The organism is Arthrobacter sp. FW306-1B-F12A, from assembly GCF_058781865.1.
Map to the genome: position 1 here is coordinate 1 of NZ_JBYSXD010000010.1, position 18308 is coordinate 18308.

Consider the following 18308-nt stretch of genomic DNA (forward strand, 5'->3'; position numbering starts at 1 on the left):
ACTGCGCTGCGAATTGGAACTGCGCGTGCCGGGCGGGGACGGGCTTCAGCCGGCGGGACAGGCGTCCCGGCGACGGGTTCCCGCCGTCGGGCGCGGCCGCCCGAGGTGCGACGAGTTGACCGATGCCTTCCATGAATAAACCCTGTCACGGGGGTCGGACATTTTTACCTCCCGCACCGGCGTTCGGCGTCGCGAAAAGCGAAACAAGGAAAACACGTCCCGAAAATCAGGTGCTGAGCTCCCAATGAACCCGGATCGCCTCGGCGATCAGGCCGGCGGTGAACTCACAATTGCAGAAGACAGATTCCCGCGCCGTGAATCCGCCCACCAACTTGCTGCCGTCAATGCACCTGAAGTATCCGCGACACGCGGGACCAATATCACCGGGTGCGCGACGCCCGCCGGTGCCGGCGCGACCGCGTGGCCGGGGCTGGTAATCGAGTACGACGGTCACAGCGCGGGGGACTAGTATTGAAGTTACTTGGTCAATGTGACCTGGAAATCCGGTGCGCGCTGTGTGTGGCCTCCGTCCGCCTGCGCCCCGGCCAAGGTCTTCTATCTACCCATAGGGGTTTTTGTGTCTACACCTGATGTAAGCAACGAAGCCGGTTCGTCCGCAGCCAGCGTTACGGGCAGCAGCCGCGTCAAGCGCGGCATGGCCGAGATGCTCAAGGGCGGCGTCATCATGGACGTCGTCAACGTCGAGCAGGCCCGCATCGCCGAAGATGCCGGTGCCGTGGCCGTCATGGCGCTCGAGCGCGTTCCCGCGGACATCCGCGCCCAGGGTGGCGTGTCCCGCATGTCGGACCCGGACATGATCGACCAGATCATCGCCGCGGTGTCCATCCCCGTCATGGCCAAGGCCCGCATCGGCCACTTCGTCGAAGCCCAGGTCCTGCAGTCCCTCGGTGTTGACTACATCGACGAGTCCGAGGTCCTGACCCCGGCCGACTACACCCACCACATCGACAAGTGGAACTTCACCGTTCCCTTCGTCTGTGGTGCCACCAACCTGGGCGAGGCGCTGCGCCGCATTAACGAGGGCGCGGCCATGATCCGCTCCAAGGGCGAGGCCGGCACCGGGGACGTCTCCAACGCCACCACCCACATGCGCCAGATCCGCGCCGAGATCCTCCGCCTCTCCACCCTGCCCGAGGACGAACTCTACGTTGCGGCCAAGGAACTGCAGGCACCGTACGAGCTCGTCAAGGAAATCGCCGCCACCGGCAAGCTCCCCGTCGTGCTGTTCACCGCCGGCGGCATCGCCACCCCGGCCGACGCTGCGATGATGATGCAGCTCGGCGCCGACGGCGTGTTCGTCGGTTCGGGCATCTTCAAGTCCGGCAACCCGGCCCAGCGTGCCGCCGCCGTCGTGAAGGCCACCACCTTCTTCGACGACCCCGACGTCATCGCCAAGGTCTCCCGCGGCCTGGGCGAAGCCATGGTGGGCATCAACGTCGAGGAAATCCCCGAACCCCACCGCCTCGCCGAGCGCGGCTGGTAGGTCTTCGTTAAGCCGACGCGCCAGACGGCGCGGTTTGTTGGCGCCGGACGGCGCTGATCCTCGGCCTGCTATTCCCCGCGACTCACTGCCGCGGCTTTCCAGCGGCTCGGGGCGGGGGCCCTTTTACGCAGGCTGCCGGATCACACCGCCCGGCGCCTTGCGTTGGCGGGTCGCACCGTCCCTCGCACCGCTCTCCCGCTAAGTACGACGCCGGTCGGTCACCTTCTTCGGTGACCGGCCGGCGTCGTGCGTTAACCCAACTGACTCCCAGTTGTTGTCGTTATGAGGCTCCATAACGACATTAACTGCGAGTCAGTTGGGGCGGCCAAGCAGCTATTCGAGGCCGCGGCGCTTGAGGAGCGGCTCGAGGGAGGCGTCGCGGCCGCGGAGCGTGCGGAATGATTCCAACGGATCGCGGCTGTTGCCACGGGAGAGCAGCTCCGAGCGGAATCGTTCGCCGTTCTCGTGCAGCAGCCCGCCGTTTTCCGTGAACCAGTCCACCGTTTCCGCGTCCAGCACTTCACTCCAGATGTACGAGTAGTACCCGGCGGCGTAGAAGTCCCCGGCGAAGACGTGCTGGAAGTACCCCGTGCGGTACCGGGGCGGAATGAGGGAGTGCGCCACGCCTGCAGCAGCCAATGCCTTGGCTTCGAAGTCCAGCGCGTCCTGAGGAACGCCGTCGACGTCCAGCACGTGCCAGGCCAGGTCCAAAAGGGCGGCGCCGAGGTATTCCGTCGTGGCGAAGCCTTCGCCCCAAAGCTTGGACTCGTTGAGGCGGTCGATGATGTCCTGGGGAAGCGCTTCGCCAGTCGCGTGGTGCCGGGCGTAGTTACCGATAATCTCGGGCCACATGATCCACATCTCGTTGACCTGCGACGGATACTCCACGAAGTCCCGGGGGACCGAGGTGCCGGAAAACCGGGGATACATGACGTTGGAGAAGAGTCCGTGCAAGGCATGGCCGAACTCGTGGAACGTGGTCCGGACCTCGTCCAGGGTAAGCAGGGTGGGTTCTCCGGCCGGCGGTTTGGAGATGTTCAGGTTGTTGATCACCACCGGCTTGGTACCCAGGAGTGCTGATTGTTCGACGAGCGAGTTCATCCAGGCGCCGCCGCGCTTTGAGTCCCGCGCGTAGTAGTCGCCCAGGAAGAGACCAAGCTCGGAGCCGTCTCCGTTTCGCACCTCCCAGACGCGGACATCGGGGTGGTACCCCTCAAGGTCATTCCGCACGTGGAAAGTAATACCGAAGAGGCTCGTGGCTGCGAAGAACACGCCGTCCACGAGTACCCGGTCCAATTCGAAATAGGGCCGAAGGAGTTGTTCGTCCACTTCGTAGCGCTCCCGCCGGACCTTCGAGGAGTAGTACGCCCAGTCCCATGCTTCCAATGGGTGCCCTGCGCTCTCCGCCAGGGCAGCCGCTTCTGCATCGGCGTTGCGGATGGCGGCCGGAGCAAGTCGGTTGAGCATCGCTTGCACGGCCGCGAAATCGGGGGCGGTCTGGCGGTCCATGACCATTTCGGCGTAGTTGCCGAACCCGAGGAGTGTCGCCTTCTCGGCCCGCAAACGCACCATCGCCTTCACCAGTTCCAGGACGTCCAGGCTGCCGCCGTCGCTTCCCCTCGCAACGGACGCCTCAAACAGGCGACGGCGGAGCTCGCGGTTCTGCAAAGAAGCCAAAGCAGGCTGGTTGCTCGGCTGTATGAGAGTCAGGAGGTATTTTCCCTCGTGCCCGGCAGTGCGTGCGGCCTCCGCAGCACTGGCGATGTCGTCCGCCGGCAGGCCGGCAAGTTCTGTGGCGTCATCCACCACCAGGGCGGCGGCCTTCATGGCTTCCTTGACCCGTTGCCCGTACTCCGTTCCCAAGCGGGAGAGTTCCGCGTTGAGGCTCTTGAGTTTTTCCTGGTCAGCCGGGTGGAGCTGGATGCCCGACTGGCGGAATTCCCGGAGGTACTCCTGCACCAGGCGGGTGGCTTCGTCATCAAGTCCTGAAGTGTCTACGGCCGCGAATCGCTCGTACAGTCCGCGGTTGAGATAGACCGCGTCCTGATGGCTCACGAACCGGGGAGACAGCTCGGTTTCGAGTTCGCGGATGGCCTCCGAGGCGTCGGCGGAAACCAATGTGAAGAAGGCCGCCGCTGCCCGCTCCAGCAGGCGGCCGGAGCGTTCCATCGCGACCGCCGTGTTTTCGAAGGATGCGGGCTCCGGGTTGTCGACGATGGACTGGATCTCGGCCAGGTGCTCAACGAGGCCCGCATCAACGGCTTCGGCGAAGTGGCTGTCCTGGATTGTTGCGAAGGGCGGCAAGCCGAAGGGAAGGGTACTCGGCTCCAAGAGGGGGTTCGTCATGAAGCAACCCTTTCATGCAGGGGCCCCGCCCACAACGGTTTTCCCCGTGTTAGCGCGGCCGCCGCGCGGCGTGTTCGCGCGCGAGGCGGGCAAAGTCGTCGTCGGGCGTGCCGGGGACGAAAGTACCGTACTTGCGTTCGACGGCGGTCCGGATCAGGAAATCGGCGATGGCCGGATTCTTGGGCAACAGGGAACCGTGCAAGTAGCTGGCAACCACATTCCGGTGCCTGGCGCCTTCGTGGTTGTCTTTGCTGTTGTTGCCGGCGCCCTTGGACACGGTGCCGAGCGGCTCGACGCCGGCACCCAGGGAGGTCTGTCCGCTGTGGTTTTCGTAGCCCATGATTTCCCCGAACTCGGGTGAAGTGAGCGTGACGTTTCCGATGAGGCGTTCGTCCGTACCGATGGTCTCGACGTCAAGGATGCCGATACCGGGGATAACAGGTCCGCTCTTCGTCTTGAAGAACTTGCCGAAAAGCTGGTAGAGCCCGCAAATGACCAGCATGGGCGTTCCGTCCTCGGCCATCCCGCGCAGTTGCTCGCCGCGTGACTGGAGATCGTCCTGGATGACTACCTGGCCGCTGTCCTGGCCGCCACCGCCGACAATGAGATCGACATCTTCGGGGAAGTCGTCGCCCACATTGTATTCAAGGAGTTCGGGCGTGTAACCGTGCCAGAGCAGGCGCTGCCGCAAGACGAGTGCGTTGCCCCAGTCCCCGTAGATGTTCATGTCCCGGGGGTACAGCTGCAGGACCCGGATGGTGCCCTTGCTAGTGTGAGCGGTACCTTCGGCCGGGGTCATGAGACCACCTCTACTGTGGTGATTTTGGAGAGTTCGCGCCGGATGGCCAACATCGCGGTGTACGTGCAGAATACGCGTTTCGGTTTGCCGGCCGAACCCCGGATGAATTCGGCCAAGGCCGCAGTGATGTCGGTGTCCACTGAGCCGAAGCGGACCTCGTCGTACTGGAGGCGCAGTGCCATGTCATAGGCACGGACGCCGGTGACGACCTCGACACCGTCCTCGCGCAGGGAGTCGAATTCAACGTCCCAAAGCCACGACATGTCCCGGCCGTCGGCATAGTTGTCATTGATGGCGATCATGGACGCGTAGCCCTTCGCCGGGAAAGACTTCAGGCCCAGGCGGAAACCGCTCGGGTTCTTCACGAGGACCAACTCAAAAGGCTGGCCGTCCACCGTCAGGCTCTCCCCGCGGCCAAACGCCGGAGCCACTTCGGAGAGCGCCTTGACCAGCTTGGCGGAGTCGCCGGGCCTCCCGCTTGCCCCGGTGATGCTCCTGGCGAGGACCAACGCGGCTGCGGCGTTGAAGATGTTGTAGACGCCGCGGAGTTTCATGTGCGTGGACACAAGGGTTCCGTCGAACTCGAAGTCGGCGTCGTCGGTACCGACCCGGCGGAGCACGACGTCGGCCGCCGGGGATGCGGGGACCTCACCGCGGGGGCTGGTTTCCGGAGCCGCGGCCCGCATGTCGTCGTCGTTCGGGAAGGTGCTGCGGAGCGATTCGTCCAATCCGAAGTAGAGCACCTTCGGGCCGCTCACGGCTCCGGCAATACGGGCGACCCGGGGATCCTCGCGGTTCAGGACCACGGTCCCGGTGGTTCGCTCGGCGATGCGCTGGAGGAGTAGCGCCGTGGTGTCGATTTCGCCGAAACGGTCCAGTTGGTCGCGCAGGACGTTGAGGAGAAGGCAATAGCGCGGCGGCACCTTGTTCACGAAATGCACGGCGTGTGCCTCGTCGAGTTCCAACACCGCGACGTCGGCGTCCAACCTGCCGCGCCAGTCCACCTCACCCAGGAGAGCGGCCGCAACGCCACGGGTGAAGTTGCTGCCCGTCCGGTTGGTGAAGACCTTCAAGCCCTGGCTTTCCAGGAGCTCCACCACCATTTTTGTGGTGGTCGTCTTGCCGTTGGTTCCGCTCACCACCGCCACACCGTGGGGGAGCGAGGACAGCGTCCTCTGCATGAAGCCGGGGTCGATCTTCTCGACCACGAGGCCGGGCAAAGCCGAACCCCCGCCGCGCAGCCGGGACACAGCACGGACCAGCTTGCCGAGTGGAACGGTGAACGAAAACATGCTCTGTAATATATCCCAGTTGGTGCATAAACCACGTGCCGTAAAGCCGCGATCGGGTTGCCGGCGCAAGCCCGGCAGTGGCAGCGCATTATGATGGTCGAATGACCAATCCCCCTTCCGAGGCGTCATCAAGCGTGGGCGCGGGCCTGCGCATCGGCGTCCTCGCACTACAAGGCGATTTTCGTGAGCACATCCACGCCGTCGAAGCGGCCGGTGCCACCGGCGTCGGCATCCGGCGTCCGGCGGAGCTCGACGACATTGACGGCCTCATCATTCCCGGCGGCGAGTCGACTACCATCGACAAGCTGGCGCGCATCTTCGAACTCGCCGATCCCATCCGCAAGCAGATCGCGTCCGGGCTGCCGGTGTATGGATCCTGCGCCGGCATGATCCTGCTGGCGGACGACATCGCCGATCCCGCCACGGACCTCGCCGGAAATCCGCAGCAGACTTTCGGTGGATTGGACATCACGGTCCGTCGCAATGCCTTCGGCCGGCAGCGCGAGTCCTTCGAAACCGATCTTGACTTCAAGGGCCTCGAGTTCAGCGCAGGCGAGTCCGGCGTGGACCCCGTCCACGCCGTCTTCATCCGCGGACCGTGGGTGGAACGGGTCGGACCCGGCGTCGAAATCCTTGCGCAGGTGGAACCGGGCAAAGCGACCCACACGGACACTTTGCACGGGTTGGCTAGAATTGTTGCAGTGCGCTCAGGTCGGTTGCTGGCCACCTCCTTCCACCCGGAAGTGACTGGGGAGAAGCGCGTGCATGAATTGTTTATTCGAATGATCAGAGGGGAAGTTTAAAGCATGTCAGGCCACTCCAAATGGGCGACGACCAAGCACAAGAAGGCCATCCTCGATAGCCGCCGGGCCAAGTCGTTCGCCAAACTGATCAAGAACATCGAAGTCGCGGCCCGCATGGGCGGACCGGACCTTGCCGGCAACCCGAGCCTCGAACTGGCTGTGACCAAAGCCAAGAAGACCTCGGTCCCCGCCGACAACATCGACCGCGCCATCAAGCGCGGAGCCGGCCTCACCGGCGAAGTGGTCGACTACACGGAGATCATGTACGAGGCCCGCGGCCCGCAGGGTTCCGCCCTCCTGATCGAGTGCCTCACGGACAACAAGAACCGTGCCGCCTCCGAGGTCCGCCTGGCGATTTCCCGCAACGGCGGCACTATCGCCGATCCCGGCTCCGTGAGCTACCTCTTCACCCGCAAGGGCGTCGTCAACCTGCCCAAGAACGGGCTCAGCGAAGACGACATCCTGATGGCAGTGCTCGAGGCCGGCGCAGAAGAAGTCAAGGACAACGGCGACAACTGGGAAATCCACTCGGAGCCCACCGATCTTCCGGCAATCCGCGAAGCCCTCACGGAGGCCGGCATCGAATACGAAACGGACGAAGCTGAATTCGTCCCGTCCATGCAGGTGCCGCTGGACCTCGACGGTGCCAAGAAGTTCATGAAGCTCGTCGACGCCCTCGAGGATCTCGACGACGTCCAGAACGTTTATACCAACGCGGACATGAGCGAGGAAGTCCAGGCTGCGCTCGAAGCCGAGTAGCGCCCGCTTGCCATTCAGCTTCACAACAAACAGGGAGGCCCGGACTTGACTCTTCGCGTATTGGGAGTCGATCCGGGCCTCACCCGTTGCGGCATCGGAGTGGTCGACGTCGAACGGAACCGGCGCGCCACGATGGTAGCTGTCTGCGTCGTGGGAACCTCCCCGGAGCAATCATTGGACCAGCGACTGCTGGTCATAGCCAAGGCCATCGATGAATGGCTGGACCTCTATAAACCCGACGTTCTCGCGGTCGAACGGGTCTTCTCCCAGTTGAACGTCAGTACGGTCATGGGCGTTGCCCAGGCATCCGGCGTCGTCATCGCGGCCGCCGCGCGGCGGGGCATCCCGGTGGCGCTCCACACGCCGTCGGAGGTCAAAGCCGCCGTGACGGGAAGCGGCACCTCCAACAAGGAAGCGGTGACGAAACTCATCACCAAGATCCTTCGTCTTGACGCCCCGCCCCGCCCGGCCGACGCCGCGGACGCGTTGGCCCTCGCTGTCACCCACGCGTGGCGGGCCGGCAGCGGTGCCGCAGTTGCCACCACCGGACCGGGGAGCAGCGCATTGACGCCCGCCCAGCGAGCCTGGGCTGAAGCCGAAGCGAAAGCGCGCCGCGCCCGGTAATTGTCGGTGGCCCTTGCTAGGGTATTCGTAGATATGTTCGGATAGCCCGCGGCGCAGCATGCGCGGGGCAGTACTTCAGGAGCCGGGTCTTGATCAGTTTTCTCCGCGGAACCGTGGCACACGTCAGTCTCTCCACGGCCGTCATCGATCTCAACGGCGCCGGTATGAGCGTCTACGCCACGCCCCAAACCCTCAGCCACCTGCACGTCGGCGAGGAAGCGAAGCTGTTCACTTCGTTGATCGTCCGGGAGGACTCCCTGACGCTCTTTGGTTTCTCGAACGACGACGAACGCGAAGTTTTCGATGTCCTGCTCAGTGTGAGCGGGGTGGGGCCGCGCCTGGCCCTTGCAGTCCTGGCCGTCCACGAGCCCGAGGCGATCCGGGTGGCCGCGCATTCCGGCGATGCCAAGTCATTCACCAAGGTCCCCGGTATCGGCCCGAAAGTGGCCGGCAGGATCGTCCTGGAACTGGCGGGCAAACTCGTTCCCCACGGCACCGCGCCCGGGGCCGCCCCCGCCGTCGCGGCCGAGTCTGTCTGGAAGCCGCAGGTGGTCGCCGCAATGACGAGCCTGGGCTGGTCGGAGAAGGACGCTGCCGGCAGCATCGACAAGGCAATGGCCGATTCCCCGGAACTTGCCGACGCCGGCAACGTCGCCCAGATCCTGCGCGCAACCCTTCGCTGGCTCGGGCAGGACGGCGCCCGCGCCGGAAACCGGGTAGGCAGCCGTGGCTGAGCAGTCCCTCGTTACCGGGGGAGAGGAACCCGAAGAGCGCATCATCGAAGCCGCACTTCGCCCGAAGAACCTCCACGACTTCGTAGGCCAGCACCGTGTCCGAAAGCAACTCTCGCTCGTGCTGGAAGCCTCGAGGATGCGCGGCCGCAGCGCGGACCACGTCCTGCTTTCGGGCCCTCCTGGGCTCGGCAAGACCACTCTCTCCATGATCATCGCCGCCGAGATGAACGCACCCTTGCGCATCAGCAGCGGGCCGGCCATCCAGCACGCCGGAGACCTTGCGGCCATCCTCTCCTCGCTTTCTGAAGGCGAAGTGCTCTTCCTCGACGAAATCCACCGGATGTCCCGGCCCGCAGAGGAAATGCTGTACATGGCCATGGAAGACTTCCGGGTGGACATCGTGGTGGGCAAGGGCGCAGGCGCCACTGCCATTCCGCTTGAGCTGCCGCCTTTCACCCTCGTGGGCGCCACCACGCGGGCCGGCCTGCTGCCTGGACCGCTGCGTGACCGCTTTGGTTTTACCGGGCACCTGGAGTTCTACTCAGTGGCGGAGCTGGAACTCGTACTGCGCCGCTCGGCCGGACTGCTTGACCTGAAAGTCAACTCGGCCGGCTTCAGCGAGATTGCGGGCCGTTCCCGCGGAACCCCGCGTATCGCCAACCGGCTGCTTCGCCGTGTCCGGGACTGGGCTTTGGTTCACGGCATCGAACAAATCGATGCCCGTGCCGCCTCCGCTGCGTTGGACATGTACGAGGTGGACCAGCGTGGCTTGGATCGCCTGGACCGTGCTGTGCTGGAAGCCCTGATCCTCAAGTTCAACGGCGGTCCCGTAGGGCTCTCCACCCTCGCTATCGCCGTGGGGGAGGAACCGGAGACCGTCGAAACGGTCGCTGAGCCGTACCTGGTGCGCGAAGGCCTCTTGGGACGGACGCCGCGCGGCAGGATTGCCATGGCGTCAGCCTGGACGCACCTCGGATACGCCGTGCCGCCAGGAGTGTTCGGGCAGGACCCGCTGGCGTTGTTCGAGGATAGCGAAAACGGGGCGGAAAGCATCGACACCGGCCGTTAGCACGATCCATTCAGCTTAACCCTCTAGACTGGTATGACACTCGGCACGTTCGAGTCCTTGGTTCTGTGCCCGCCCGTCGGAGCATTGTGCGGCCAAGTGGGCGAAAGCTCCACGGCCGCCGGATCCACCGGGCAGACATGGCCGTGAAACCAAAAACGTAAGTAAAGAACGGAACTTCCCTGTGGATCCAATGACAATCCTGCTGTTCGCCATGCTCGGCGTCTTCATCTTCATGATGTTCCGCCGCAACAAGAAGACGCAGCAACAGCAGGCCAAGCTGCAGTCCCAGTTTGCCCCCGGCGTTGACGTCATGACCAGTTTCGGACTGTTCGGCCGAATCGTCTCGATGGACGACGCCGAGAACAAGGTTGTCCTGGAACTGTCCCCGGGCAACCTCGCCACGGTGCACCGCCAGGCCGTCACCAAGATCGTTGAGCCCGCCGAGGAGGCCGCAGTTGACGTTCCGGACGACGCGTCGTCGCTGACGGCCGCGGATGCCGATGCATCTGCATCCACGGAGACCCCGGACGAGACCCTCAAGCGCCTCAACGACGAGGGCAAGAAGGACAACTAGCCCGTACCCGCTCTACAAGCGGGAATAGTTCTACGGCAATGAATCGCCGCCGGCCTGCGCTCACCCGTGCACGTCGGCGGCTGTTCCGTCATCAACAGGAAGATCGAACATGGCACGAACCGGCCACAAAAATGCAGCCCGCAGGGTGCTGATCTGGCTTGTCGCAATATTCGCTGTACTGACAGCAGTCCTCGGTGGCGGCGTCATCACTGGTCACGCCAGCTGGGCCCCAAAGCTCGCGCTTGACCTCGAGGGCGGCACGCAAATGATTCTCGCGCCCAAGGTCGAAGGATCAACCGGCATCAACGAAGAACAGTTGAACCAGGCCGTCGCGATTATCCGCCAACGCGTTGACAGCTCCGGTGTCGCCGAAGCGGAAATCACCACGCAGTCCGGCCGTAACGTCGTGGTAAGCCTTCCCGGTACGCCAAGTTCGGAAACCCGTGCCCTGATCCAGGCATCTGCCGACATGAACTTCCGCCCGGTGATCACCACCGGTGACCCTGCGGCCGTTCCGGTCGCATCCCGCACGCCGGACGCGAGCCTGCCCAAGCCCACCGCTGCGCCGACCAACGCCAGCGACAGCAACTGGGTCACAGCCGACGTCTACAAGGCCTTCGAAGCCTTGGACTGCGTCAACCCGGCCCAGGATAAGCAGCCGCGGTCGGATCCCGCCAAGCCGCTGGTGACCTGCGAGCCGGCAACGGCCAAGACTCCTGCCGTCAAGTACATCCTTGGCCCGGTCGAAGTGAAGGGCCAGGACATCGTGTCGTCCTCCTTCGATCCCGTCCAGGGCGCGCAGGGCTCGGTCACCAATGCGTGGGGCGTGACCATCACGTTCGATGCCAACGCCACCAAGACCTTCAAGGACGTTACGCAGAGGCTCAACCAGTTCTACGTGGCATCGCAGGCGCAGGGCGGCAACGACCCCAAGGCCCAGTTCGCCATCGTCCTGGATGACCAGGTTATTTCCGCGCCGCGTGCCCTCGCAGTCATTACCGATGGCAAGCCGCAGATCACGGGTAACTTCACGCAGGCCTCGGCACAGGCGTTGTCGGACCAGCTTCGCTACGGCGCTTTGCCGATCAGCTTCGATATCCAGTCCGAGGAACAGATTTCCGCCACCCTCGGTGGCGAGCAGCTGCGTCTTGGCCTGATGGCCGGTGTGATCGGGCTCCTGCTCGTGGTGGTCTATTCGCTCTTCCAGTACCGGGCCTTGGGCTTTGTCACCATCCTCTCGCTCGTTGTGGCCGGTGGACTGACATACCTAGCCATCGCGATCCTTGGCTGGACTGAAAACTACCGGCTGTCCCTTGCCGGTGTGGCAGGTCTTATCGTGGCCATTGGCCAGACAGCAGACTCCTTCATCGTGTACTTCGAACGCATCCGTGACGAACTTCGTGAGGGCAAGGGCCTCGTGTCCGCCGTCGCTAACGGTTGGAAGCGCGCCAAGCGCACGGTCCTCGCGTCCAAGGCCGTCAACCTGCTCGCGGCCTTGGTGCTGTACTTCGTCGCTGTTGGAAACGTCCGCGGCTTCGCCTTCACCCTTGGCCTCACCGCGCTGGCAGACCTCCTGGTCGTGTTCATGTTCACGCACCCCACGCTCCAGGCGCTGGCCCGGACCAAGTTCTTCGGCGAGGGGCACCGCTTCTCCGGCCTCGACCCTGAGCGACTGGGCGCCGTGCCGCTGTACCGCGGTGCCGGCCGGCTCCGCACGCCAACGGAGAAGCCCGCCGTCGTGCGCGCCCGCAACACCGGTGCTGCCGCTGAAGCCGAGCGCCGCATGACCATCGCCGAACGCCGGCTTGCCGAGAAGCAGGCCCAGTTGACTGGTTCTTCCAACGGCACCAAGGAGGAGAAGTAATGACCACGAGCTTCGCAAAGTTCGGCAACGAGCTCTACACGGGCAAGCGTTCTTACAACTTCGTTTCCAGCAAGAAGATCTGGTTCATCATCGCCGCAGTAGCGGTGGCGATCTCCATCCTCCTGCCGGTGGTCAAGGGCGGGTACAACCTCGGAATCGACTTCCGGGGCGGCTCCGAGTTCACGGTGTCCAACGTGAAGACCACCGAATCCGCCCCGGGCGAGAAGGCAGTCCACGACGTCGTTGCTGGTGCCGTTCCGCGCGTCGCCAACGTCGCTGGTAGCACCATGCGCATCCAGACCGACAAACTCAGCGATGACCAGACCATCAAGATCAAGACGGATCTCGCGAAGGCCTACGGCGTGACCGAAAACCAGGTCACCTCGACCTTCATCGGCCCCACCTGGGGGCAGGATGTCACCAAGCAGGCCCTGATCGGCCTCGCGGTGTTCGTTGGGCTGGCCGCTCTCTTGATGGCGTTGTACTTCCGCACCTGGAAGATGTCGGTTTCTGCCCTTGCCGGCATGCTGGTCACGATGTTCACTACGGCCGGTGTCTACTCCTTGAGCGATTTCGAGGTGACACCGTCGGCCATCATCGGCTTCCTGACGGTCCTCAGCTACTCCCTGTACGACACCGTGGTGGTTTTCGACAAGATCCGTGAAAACACCTCGGACATCGCGACCTCCAGCCGGCGCACTTTCGCCGAAGAGGTCAACCTTGCCGTCAACCAAACCCTGGTGCGCTCCATCAACACCATGATGGTGGCAGTATTGCCGGTCGCCGCGATTCTGTTCATCGGCGCCGGACTGTTGGGCGCCGGCACGCTGCGCGACCTGTCCCTCGCCCTGTTCGTCGGCATCCTGATCGGTACGGCGGCGACGATCTTCATCGCGGCTCCGCTCTACGCGTGGCTGCGCCAGAGCGAACCCGAGCTGCAGAAGCAGGCCAAGAAGGTGGCGACCCGGCGCGCGGCAGCCGTCAGCGCGAACTCGGAAGCAGCGGCCGTTTAGCCTCGTTTCCCCTTGAAGGGCCGGTCACCGCCGAAAAGTGGTGACCGGCCCTTTTGCGTTCCCGGCTCCGTCATCTGGGTACCGGTTCTTGGAGAGCTCACCAGCGGGAATAGACTGGGAGAATTAAGTCAGTCGTGAGAGGTGCTTTTGTGGAGGAACGTACGACGTCGGCGCCGCCGGCGGGCGGAGAGGACGGCCTGAGCCGCGTGCCCGGCACCGCAACTGCAGCTACGGGAAGCACCGTGGACGGTGTGCCCGTGGACTCCCCGGGCGTGCGCCCGACGTTCCCCGGACGACGCGAGCGGACGCGCTCCAGGCTGGCGAAGTTGACGGGACGGGGCACGAGCACCTATTCGCCCATCCTCGAACCGCTCCTGCGGACCGTCAGGGCCAACAACCCCAAAGAAGACCTCGATCTCATCCAGCGGGCCTTTACCGTGGCAGAGCGCAGCCATCAGGGCCAGAAGCGGAAGAGCGGCGATCCGTACATCACCCACCCCGTTGCGGTGGCCACGATCCTGGCCGAATTGGGCCTCACAGGCACAACCCTTGCTGCTGCACTCCTGCACGACACCGTCGAGGACACTCCCTACACCCTCGCTGACCTGACGCGTGATTTCGGCCCCGAGGTCGCAATGCTCGTGGACGGCGTCACCAAGCTGGACAAAGTCCAATTCGGTGAGGCCGCACAGTCCGAGACCGTCCGCAAGATGGTCGTGGCCATGGCCAAGGACATCCGGGTACTGATGATCAAGCTGGCGGACCGGCTGCACAACGCCCGTACGTGGCGCTTTGTTTCCGCTGAATCTTCCGCCCGCAAAGCGCGCGAAACACTTGAGATCTTTGCACCGCTGGCCCACCGCCTTGGCATGAACACCATCAAATGGGAACTTGAGGATCTTTCCTTCGCCGCCTTGTACCCGAAGGTGTATGAAGAAATCGTCCGGATGGTGGGGGACCGCACTCCAGAGCGCGAGAAGAGCCTGAGCGTCATCCGCAACCAGATTGCCGAAGACCTGCGCGTCGCCCGCATCAAGGCCACCATCACGGGCCGCCCCAAGCATTACTACTCGATCTACCAAAAGATGATTGTCCGGGACAAGGACTTCGACGACATCAACGACCTCATGGGCGTGCGTGTCCTCGTGGATTCCGTCCGTGACTGTTACGCGGCTCTTGGCACCTTGCATTCGCGCTGGAACCCCCTTCCGGGACGGTTCAAGGACTACATCGCCATGCCGAAGTTCAACATGTACCAGTCCTTGCACACCACCGTGATCGGGCCCGGGGGCAAGCCCGTTGAGATCCAGATCCGTACCCACGAAATGCATCGCCGTGCCGAGTATGGCGTGGCGGCACACTGGAAGTACAAGGACCAGCCCAACCGGACCGCCGTAGGTCCGGGGAGCCCCAAGGACGGCGACATGGGCTGGTTGCGTTCCCTGGTCGACTGGCAGCAGGAAACATCGGATCCGGGCGAATTCCTGGACTCGCTGCGTTTTGAAATCAATGCCCGGGAAGTGTTCGTCTTCACCCCCAAGGGCGAGGTCATGGCCCTTCCCGCAGGATCGACACCGGTGGACTTCGCCTACGCGGTGCACACCGAAGTGGGTCACCGGACCATCGGTGCGCGCGTCAACGGCAAGCTGGTTCCGCTCAACAGCGAACTCAATCACGGCGACTGGGTGGAGATCTTCACCTCCAAGGCCGAGGGCGCAGGACCGAGCCAGGACTGGCAGCATTTCGTCAAAAGCGCCCGGGCGCGCAACAAGATCCGGCAGTGGTTCAGCAAGGAACGCCGCGAAGAGGCCATCGAGCGGGGCAAGGACCAGCTGACCCGCGCCATGCGTAAGCAGAACCTGCCCCTGCAACGGCTCATGACACATGACGCCTTGTCCACGGTGGCCGAGGAATTCCACTACGTCGACATTTCCGGCCTGTATGCCGGCGTCGGAGACGGGCACACTTCGGCGCAGTCCGTCATGGAAAAGCTCATGGAGCACCTCGGTGGGCATGAGACGCCCGATGAGGACCTGGACGAAGTCAGCATTCCCTCGCAACTCCAGAAGACCCGGTACTCGGACTCCGGCGTCATTGTCCGCGGCGTGGGGGATGTCTGGGTGAAGCTGGCCCGCTGCTGCACGCCTGTACCGCCTGATCCGATCCTCGGGTTCGTGACCCGCGGCTCGGGGGTGTCGGTACACCGCACGGACTGTACGAATGTCTCGGACCTCCGTGACCAGCCCGATCGCATCGTCGAGGTTGAATGGGCTCCGACCCAATCCAGCGTCTTCCTGGTGGAGATCCAGGTGGAAGCCTTGGACCGGAAGTCGTTGCTTTCGGATGTCACCCGCGTGCTTTCGGAAAACCACGTCAACATCCTGGCTGCTTCCGTGCACACCTCCAGCGACCGGGTAGCCATCTCCCGCTTCGCGTTCGAAATGGGCGATCCTAAGTACCTTCACCACGTGCTCAGTGCCGTGCGCAGGATCGACGGGGTCTTTGACGTCTACCGGACCACGGGCAACCGCAGGAGAAGCTGAACCTAGCAACTCAGGCGGCTACCTCAGGCGGCAAGACGTCGGAAGGCGGCGGGTCAGCGGTCCGAGCCAACGCGGCAATCTTGCGCAGTGCAGCTTTCTTGTGGGGCACCCTCGTGGACGCCTCCACCGCGAGGGTCAAGAGCCGCAGCCGGACGCCCAATTCATCCCGGGACAGCAGCATCCGCAGTGCGGGCAAGGCCCTGCTGGCTTCTACGTGTAGGGCCACATCCACGGCCGTCCGCAGGGGACTGGTCACGAGCAGCCCGCCGATGCTGACCACGTCCAGTTGGCCTAAACGGACTTCGTGCAGGATACAGCCGCGGGCCGAACGCAAGCTCGATATACGGTGTTTGGCGTCCACGAGAAGCGAAAGCCTCTCTGGGGCATCCGCGCAACCGTAAATCCAGGCCGCCGTCATGCGCCCCGCGATGACCTTCCTGCGAATGCGATCCGGAACCACCAGGGCGGCCGCGCGGGCTCGGAGCCGAGGCGTGACATCCAGCCCCGAGGGAGTGAAGCTCTTCTCGTAGAGTGGTGTGAGCACGCCGTCCGTAGCCATTGATTGAAGCTCGGCCCACGTGAACTGCGGGCTGGGCGCGTACAGCTCTTGGGCAGGGAAGTCCTGTTGCTGCGGAGGCGGTAATCTCGGGGCCATTCAGCAATCATCGCGTGGCTGCCGCAACGGGAACAGGCCCCGTGTCGGTTATGTGGATAACCGGCACGGGGCCTGTTGGTTCAAGCTCTACTACTACGCGAGATCGCTTGCCGAACGCTGGATCTGGTCAAGCCAGGCCTCTCGTGCTTCAAGGGCCTCGCGGGCGTTCTTGATGCGGCGCTGGTCTCCGGCCTTTTCGGCCTTTTCCAGGTCTTCCCTCAGGCCGGCGATAGCCGCTTCCAGCTGCGACAAGGCGCTGTTGGTGCGGGCCTTCGTCTCCGGGTTGCTCCGGCGCCACTTGTCCTCTTCGGCGTCGCGGACGGCGTCCTCAACCTTGCGAAGGCCGGCTTCGATCCTGCCCATGTCGGCGCGGGGGACCTTGCCGGCTTCTTCCCAGCGGTCGCGGATGGACTGCAGGGACTTCTTGGCAGCATTGAGGTCCGTGATCGGCAGCAGGGCCTGTGCCTCGACAACGAGCTCTTCCTTGACGGCAAGGTTTGCCGTGTACTGCTGGTCGATCTCGTCGTTGGCAGCCTGGCGGTTGCTGAAGAATACGTCCTGCGCGGCACGGAAACGGAGCCAGAGGGCGTCGTCATCCTTGCGGCTGGCGCGAGGCGTAGCCTTCCACTGGTCCATGAGACGGCGGTATTCGCCGGCGGCGAATCCCCAATCCGTGGAGCTGGAGAGAGCTTCGGCCTCGACGATCAGCTGTTCCTTGGCGACCTTGGCCGCCGAGTTGGTGCTGTCCAATTGGGAGAAGTACGCACGGCGGTGGCGGTCAAAGACGGTACGGGCCGAGCGGAACCGCTTCCACAGCGCGTCCTCGTTGCTTCGTCCAAGCCGGATGCCGTTCTTCTGGGCTGTCTTCCAGCTCTCGAAGAGTTCGTTCATGCGGGCGCTCGACGTCTTCCACTGGACCTGGGACGGATCCTGGGATGCGATGGATTCGGCTTCGGCGACGATCGCCTCGCGTGCCGCGAGCTCCGCGGATCGTGCGGCGTCGTGTGCAGCTTTCTCGGACTTCTCCAACTCGGAAATCTGTCCAGCCAAGGCATCAAGTCGAGCCTCGGCAGTGCGGATGTCGCCCACCATGTTTCGCTCTGCCAGCTGCTCACGCAGGTGCTCGACCGTCTTCTGCATGTCCGTGGCCGGGGCCTTGGACTCCACGCGGTGTTCCATCAAAACGATCTGCGCAACAACGTCGTCGTACTTCCGGGCGAAGTATGCCAGCGCCTCGTCGGTGCTCACTCCCGGGTACTGTCCCACCGGCTGCTCTTCGCCGTCGATGGTCAGGAAGACGTGGCCGTCACCCTCGGCGCGCCCCCACTTGGCGGCTTCCGCCAGGGAGACAGCCGTAGGCTGGGCTGCCGGCGCGGCCGGAATAACACTGGCGGCTGCCTTGGGGCGGGCAGCAAATGCGGCGGGGGAAGGCGCATGCGAGGGGGCCGGACGTGGCGCCGGAGAGGCAGGCTTGGGCGCGGGCTCTGCCGCGTCGGCCACTGGGGCGTCGGGTTCTGCCGCGTCGGCCACTGGGGCGGCGGGTTCTGCCGCGTCGGCCACTGGGGCGGCGGTCTCTGCCGGGGCAGCGAGCTCGGCCGGGGCAACCGGCGCAACGTCGGCTTGCTCAGCTACGGGAGCCTGGGTTTCTTCGTCGTTGGCCACTACTGCAGTTTCGTCGGATTTCTGACTGTCTGTCACCGCTAAAAGTCTTTCGCTTGGAGGGATTACT

The 18308-nt window shown here is 64.1% G+C and carries 16 protein-coding genes; 11 read left to right on the top strand and 5 right to left on the bottom strand.

Going from position 1 to position 18308, the window contains the following annotated elements; all coding sequences use genetic code 11:
• Positions 1-244 precede the first annotated feature (244 nt).
• Both AC3WJU_RS07225 and pdxS read left to right on the top strand, forming a co-directional pair.
• On the top strand, positions 245-469 hold the full coding sequence (locus AC3WJU_RS07225; protein ID WP_492259535.1) for a hypothetical protein: 225 nt from the start codon (positions 245-247) through the stop codon (positions 467-469).
• Between the two features lie 108 nt (positions 470-577).
• Positions 578-1504, top strand: coding sequence for a pyridoxal 5'-phosphate synthase lyase subunit PdxS (gene pdxS, locus AC3WJU_RS07230; RefSeq protein ID WP_306959754.1), 927 nt, complete (start codon positions 578-580; stop codon positions 1502-1504).
• Positions 1505-1837: 333 nt separating this feature from the next.
• On the opposite strand, the gene AC3WJU_RS07235 is transcribed toward pdxS, so the two are convergent.
• The 3 genes from AC3WJU_RS07235 to AC3WJU_RS07245 are packed head-to-tail and all read right to left on the bottom strand — an operon-like array spanning position 1838 to position 5941.
• Complete coding sequence (locus AC3WJU_RS07235; protein WP_492259536.1) at positions 1838-3850, bottom strand: M3 family metallopeptidase; 2013 nt, start codon at positions 3848-3850, stop codon at positions 1838-1840.
• Positions 3851-3899: 49 nt separating this feature from the next.
• A complete protein-coding gene (locus AC3WJU_RS07240) occupies positions 3900-4649 on the bottom strand; it encodes a type 1 glutamine amidotransferase (protein ID WP_284989256.1) in 750 nt (249 codons plus the stop codon).
• Positions 4646-5941 (bottom strand): Mur ligase family protein, encoded by a 1296-nt coding sequence (locus AC3WJU_RS07245; protein ID WP_492259537.1) that lies wholly within the window; start codon positions 5939-5941, stop codon positions 4646-4648. The genes AC3WJU_RS07240 and AC3WJU_RS07245 overlap by 4 nt, the downstream gene beginning before the upstream one ends.
• Before the next feature lie 101 nt (positions 5942-6042).
• On the opposite strand from AC3WJU_RS07245, the gene pdxT reads away from it, so the two are divergent.
• From pdxT to AC3WJU_RS07290, 9 genes are all read left to right on the top strand, one after another.
• Positions 6043-6744, top strand: coding sequence for a pyridoxal 5'-phosphate synthase glutaminase subunit PdxT (pdxT, locus tag AC3WJU_RS07250; RefSeq protein ID WP_059390283.1), 702 nt, complete (start codon positions 6043-6045; stop codon positions 6742-6744).
• A 3-nt stretch (positions 6745-6747) separates the two neighbouring features.
• On the top strand, positions 6748-7503 hold the full coding sequence (locus AC3WJU_RS07255) for a YebC/PmpR family DNA-binding transcriptional regulator (protein ID WP_492259538.1): 756 nt from the start codon (positions 6748-6750) through the stop codon (positions 7501-7503).
• Positions 7504-7548: 45 nt separating this feature from the next.
• The gene (gene ruvC / locus AC3WJU_RS07260; RefSeq protein WP_078108969.1) at positions 7549-8127 is read left to right on the top strand and encodes a crossover junction endodeoxyribonuclease RuvC; all 579 of its coding nucleotides are present in this window, start codon (positions 7549-7551) and stop codon (positions 8125-8127) included.
• 89 nt (positions 8128-8216) lie between these two features.
• Complete coding sequence (ruvA, locus tag AC3WJU_RS07265; protein WP_284754937.1) at positions 8217-8861, top strand: Holliday junction branch migration protein RuvA; 645 nt, start codon at positions 8217-8219, stop codon at positions 8859-8861.
• On the top strand, positions 8854-9930 hold the full coding sequence (ruvB, locus tag AC3WJU_RS07270) for a Holliday junction branch migration DNA helicase RuvB (protein ID WP_284989259.1): 1077 nt from the start codon (positions 8854-8856) through the stop codon (positions 9928-9930). The genes ruvA and ruvB overlap by 8 nt, the downstream gene beginning before the upstream one ends.
• A gap of 190 nt (positions 9931-10120) precedes the next feature.
• The gene (gene yajC / locus AC3WJU_RS07275) at positions 10121-10504 is read left to right on the top strand and encodes a preprotein translocase subunit YajC (RefSeq protein WP_492259567.1); all 384 of its coding nucleotides are present in this window, start codon (positions 10121-10123) and stop codon (positions 10502-10504) included.
• A gap of 109 nt (positions 10505-10613) precedes the next feature.
• A complete protein-coding gene (gene secD, locus AC3WJU_RS07280; protein ID WP_492259539.1) occupies positions 10614-12368 on the top strand; it encodes a protein translocase subunit SecD in 1755 nt (584 codons plus the stop codon).
• The gene (gene secF, locus AC3WJU_RS07285) at positions 12368-13381 is read left to right on the top strand and encodes a protein translocase subunit SecF (RefSeq protein WP_284989261.1); all 1014 of its coding nucleotides are present in this window, start codon (positions 12368-12370) and stop codon (positions 13379-13381) included. Before secD ends, secF begins: the two co-directional genes overlap by 1 nt.
• Before the next feature lie 149 nt (positions 13382-13530).
• A complete protein-coding gene (locus AC3WJU_RS07290) occupies positions 13531-15924 on the top strand; it encodes a RelA/SpoT family protein (RefSeq protein WP_272909578.1) in 2394 nt (797 codons plus the stop codon).
• A 10-nt stretch (positions 15925-15934) separates the two neighbouring features.
• Here AC3WJU_RS07290 and AC3WJU_RS07295 read toward each other — a convergent pair whose 3' ends face one another.
• Entirely contained in the window at positions 15935-16579 is a 645-nt protein-coding gene (locus AC3WJU_RS07295; RefSeq protein WP_441438260.1) for a type IV toxin-antitoxin system AbiEi family antitoxin, read from the bottom strand.
• A gap of 93 nt (positions 16580-16672) precedes the next feature.
• Positions 16673-18277, bottom strand: coding sequence for a DUF349 domain-containing protein (locus AC3WJU_RS07300; protein ID WP_492259540.1), 1605 nt, complete (start codon positions 18275-18277; stop codon positions 16673-16675).
• Positions 18278-18308: the final 31 nt, after the last annotated feature.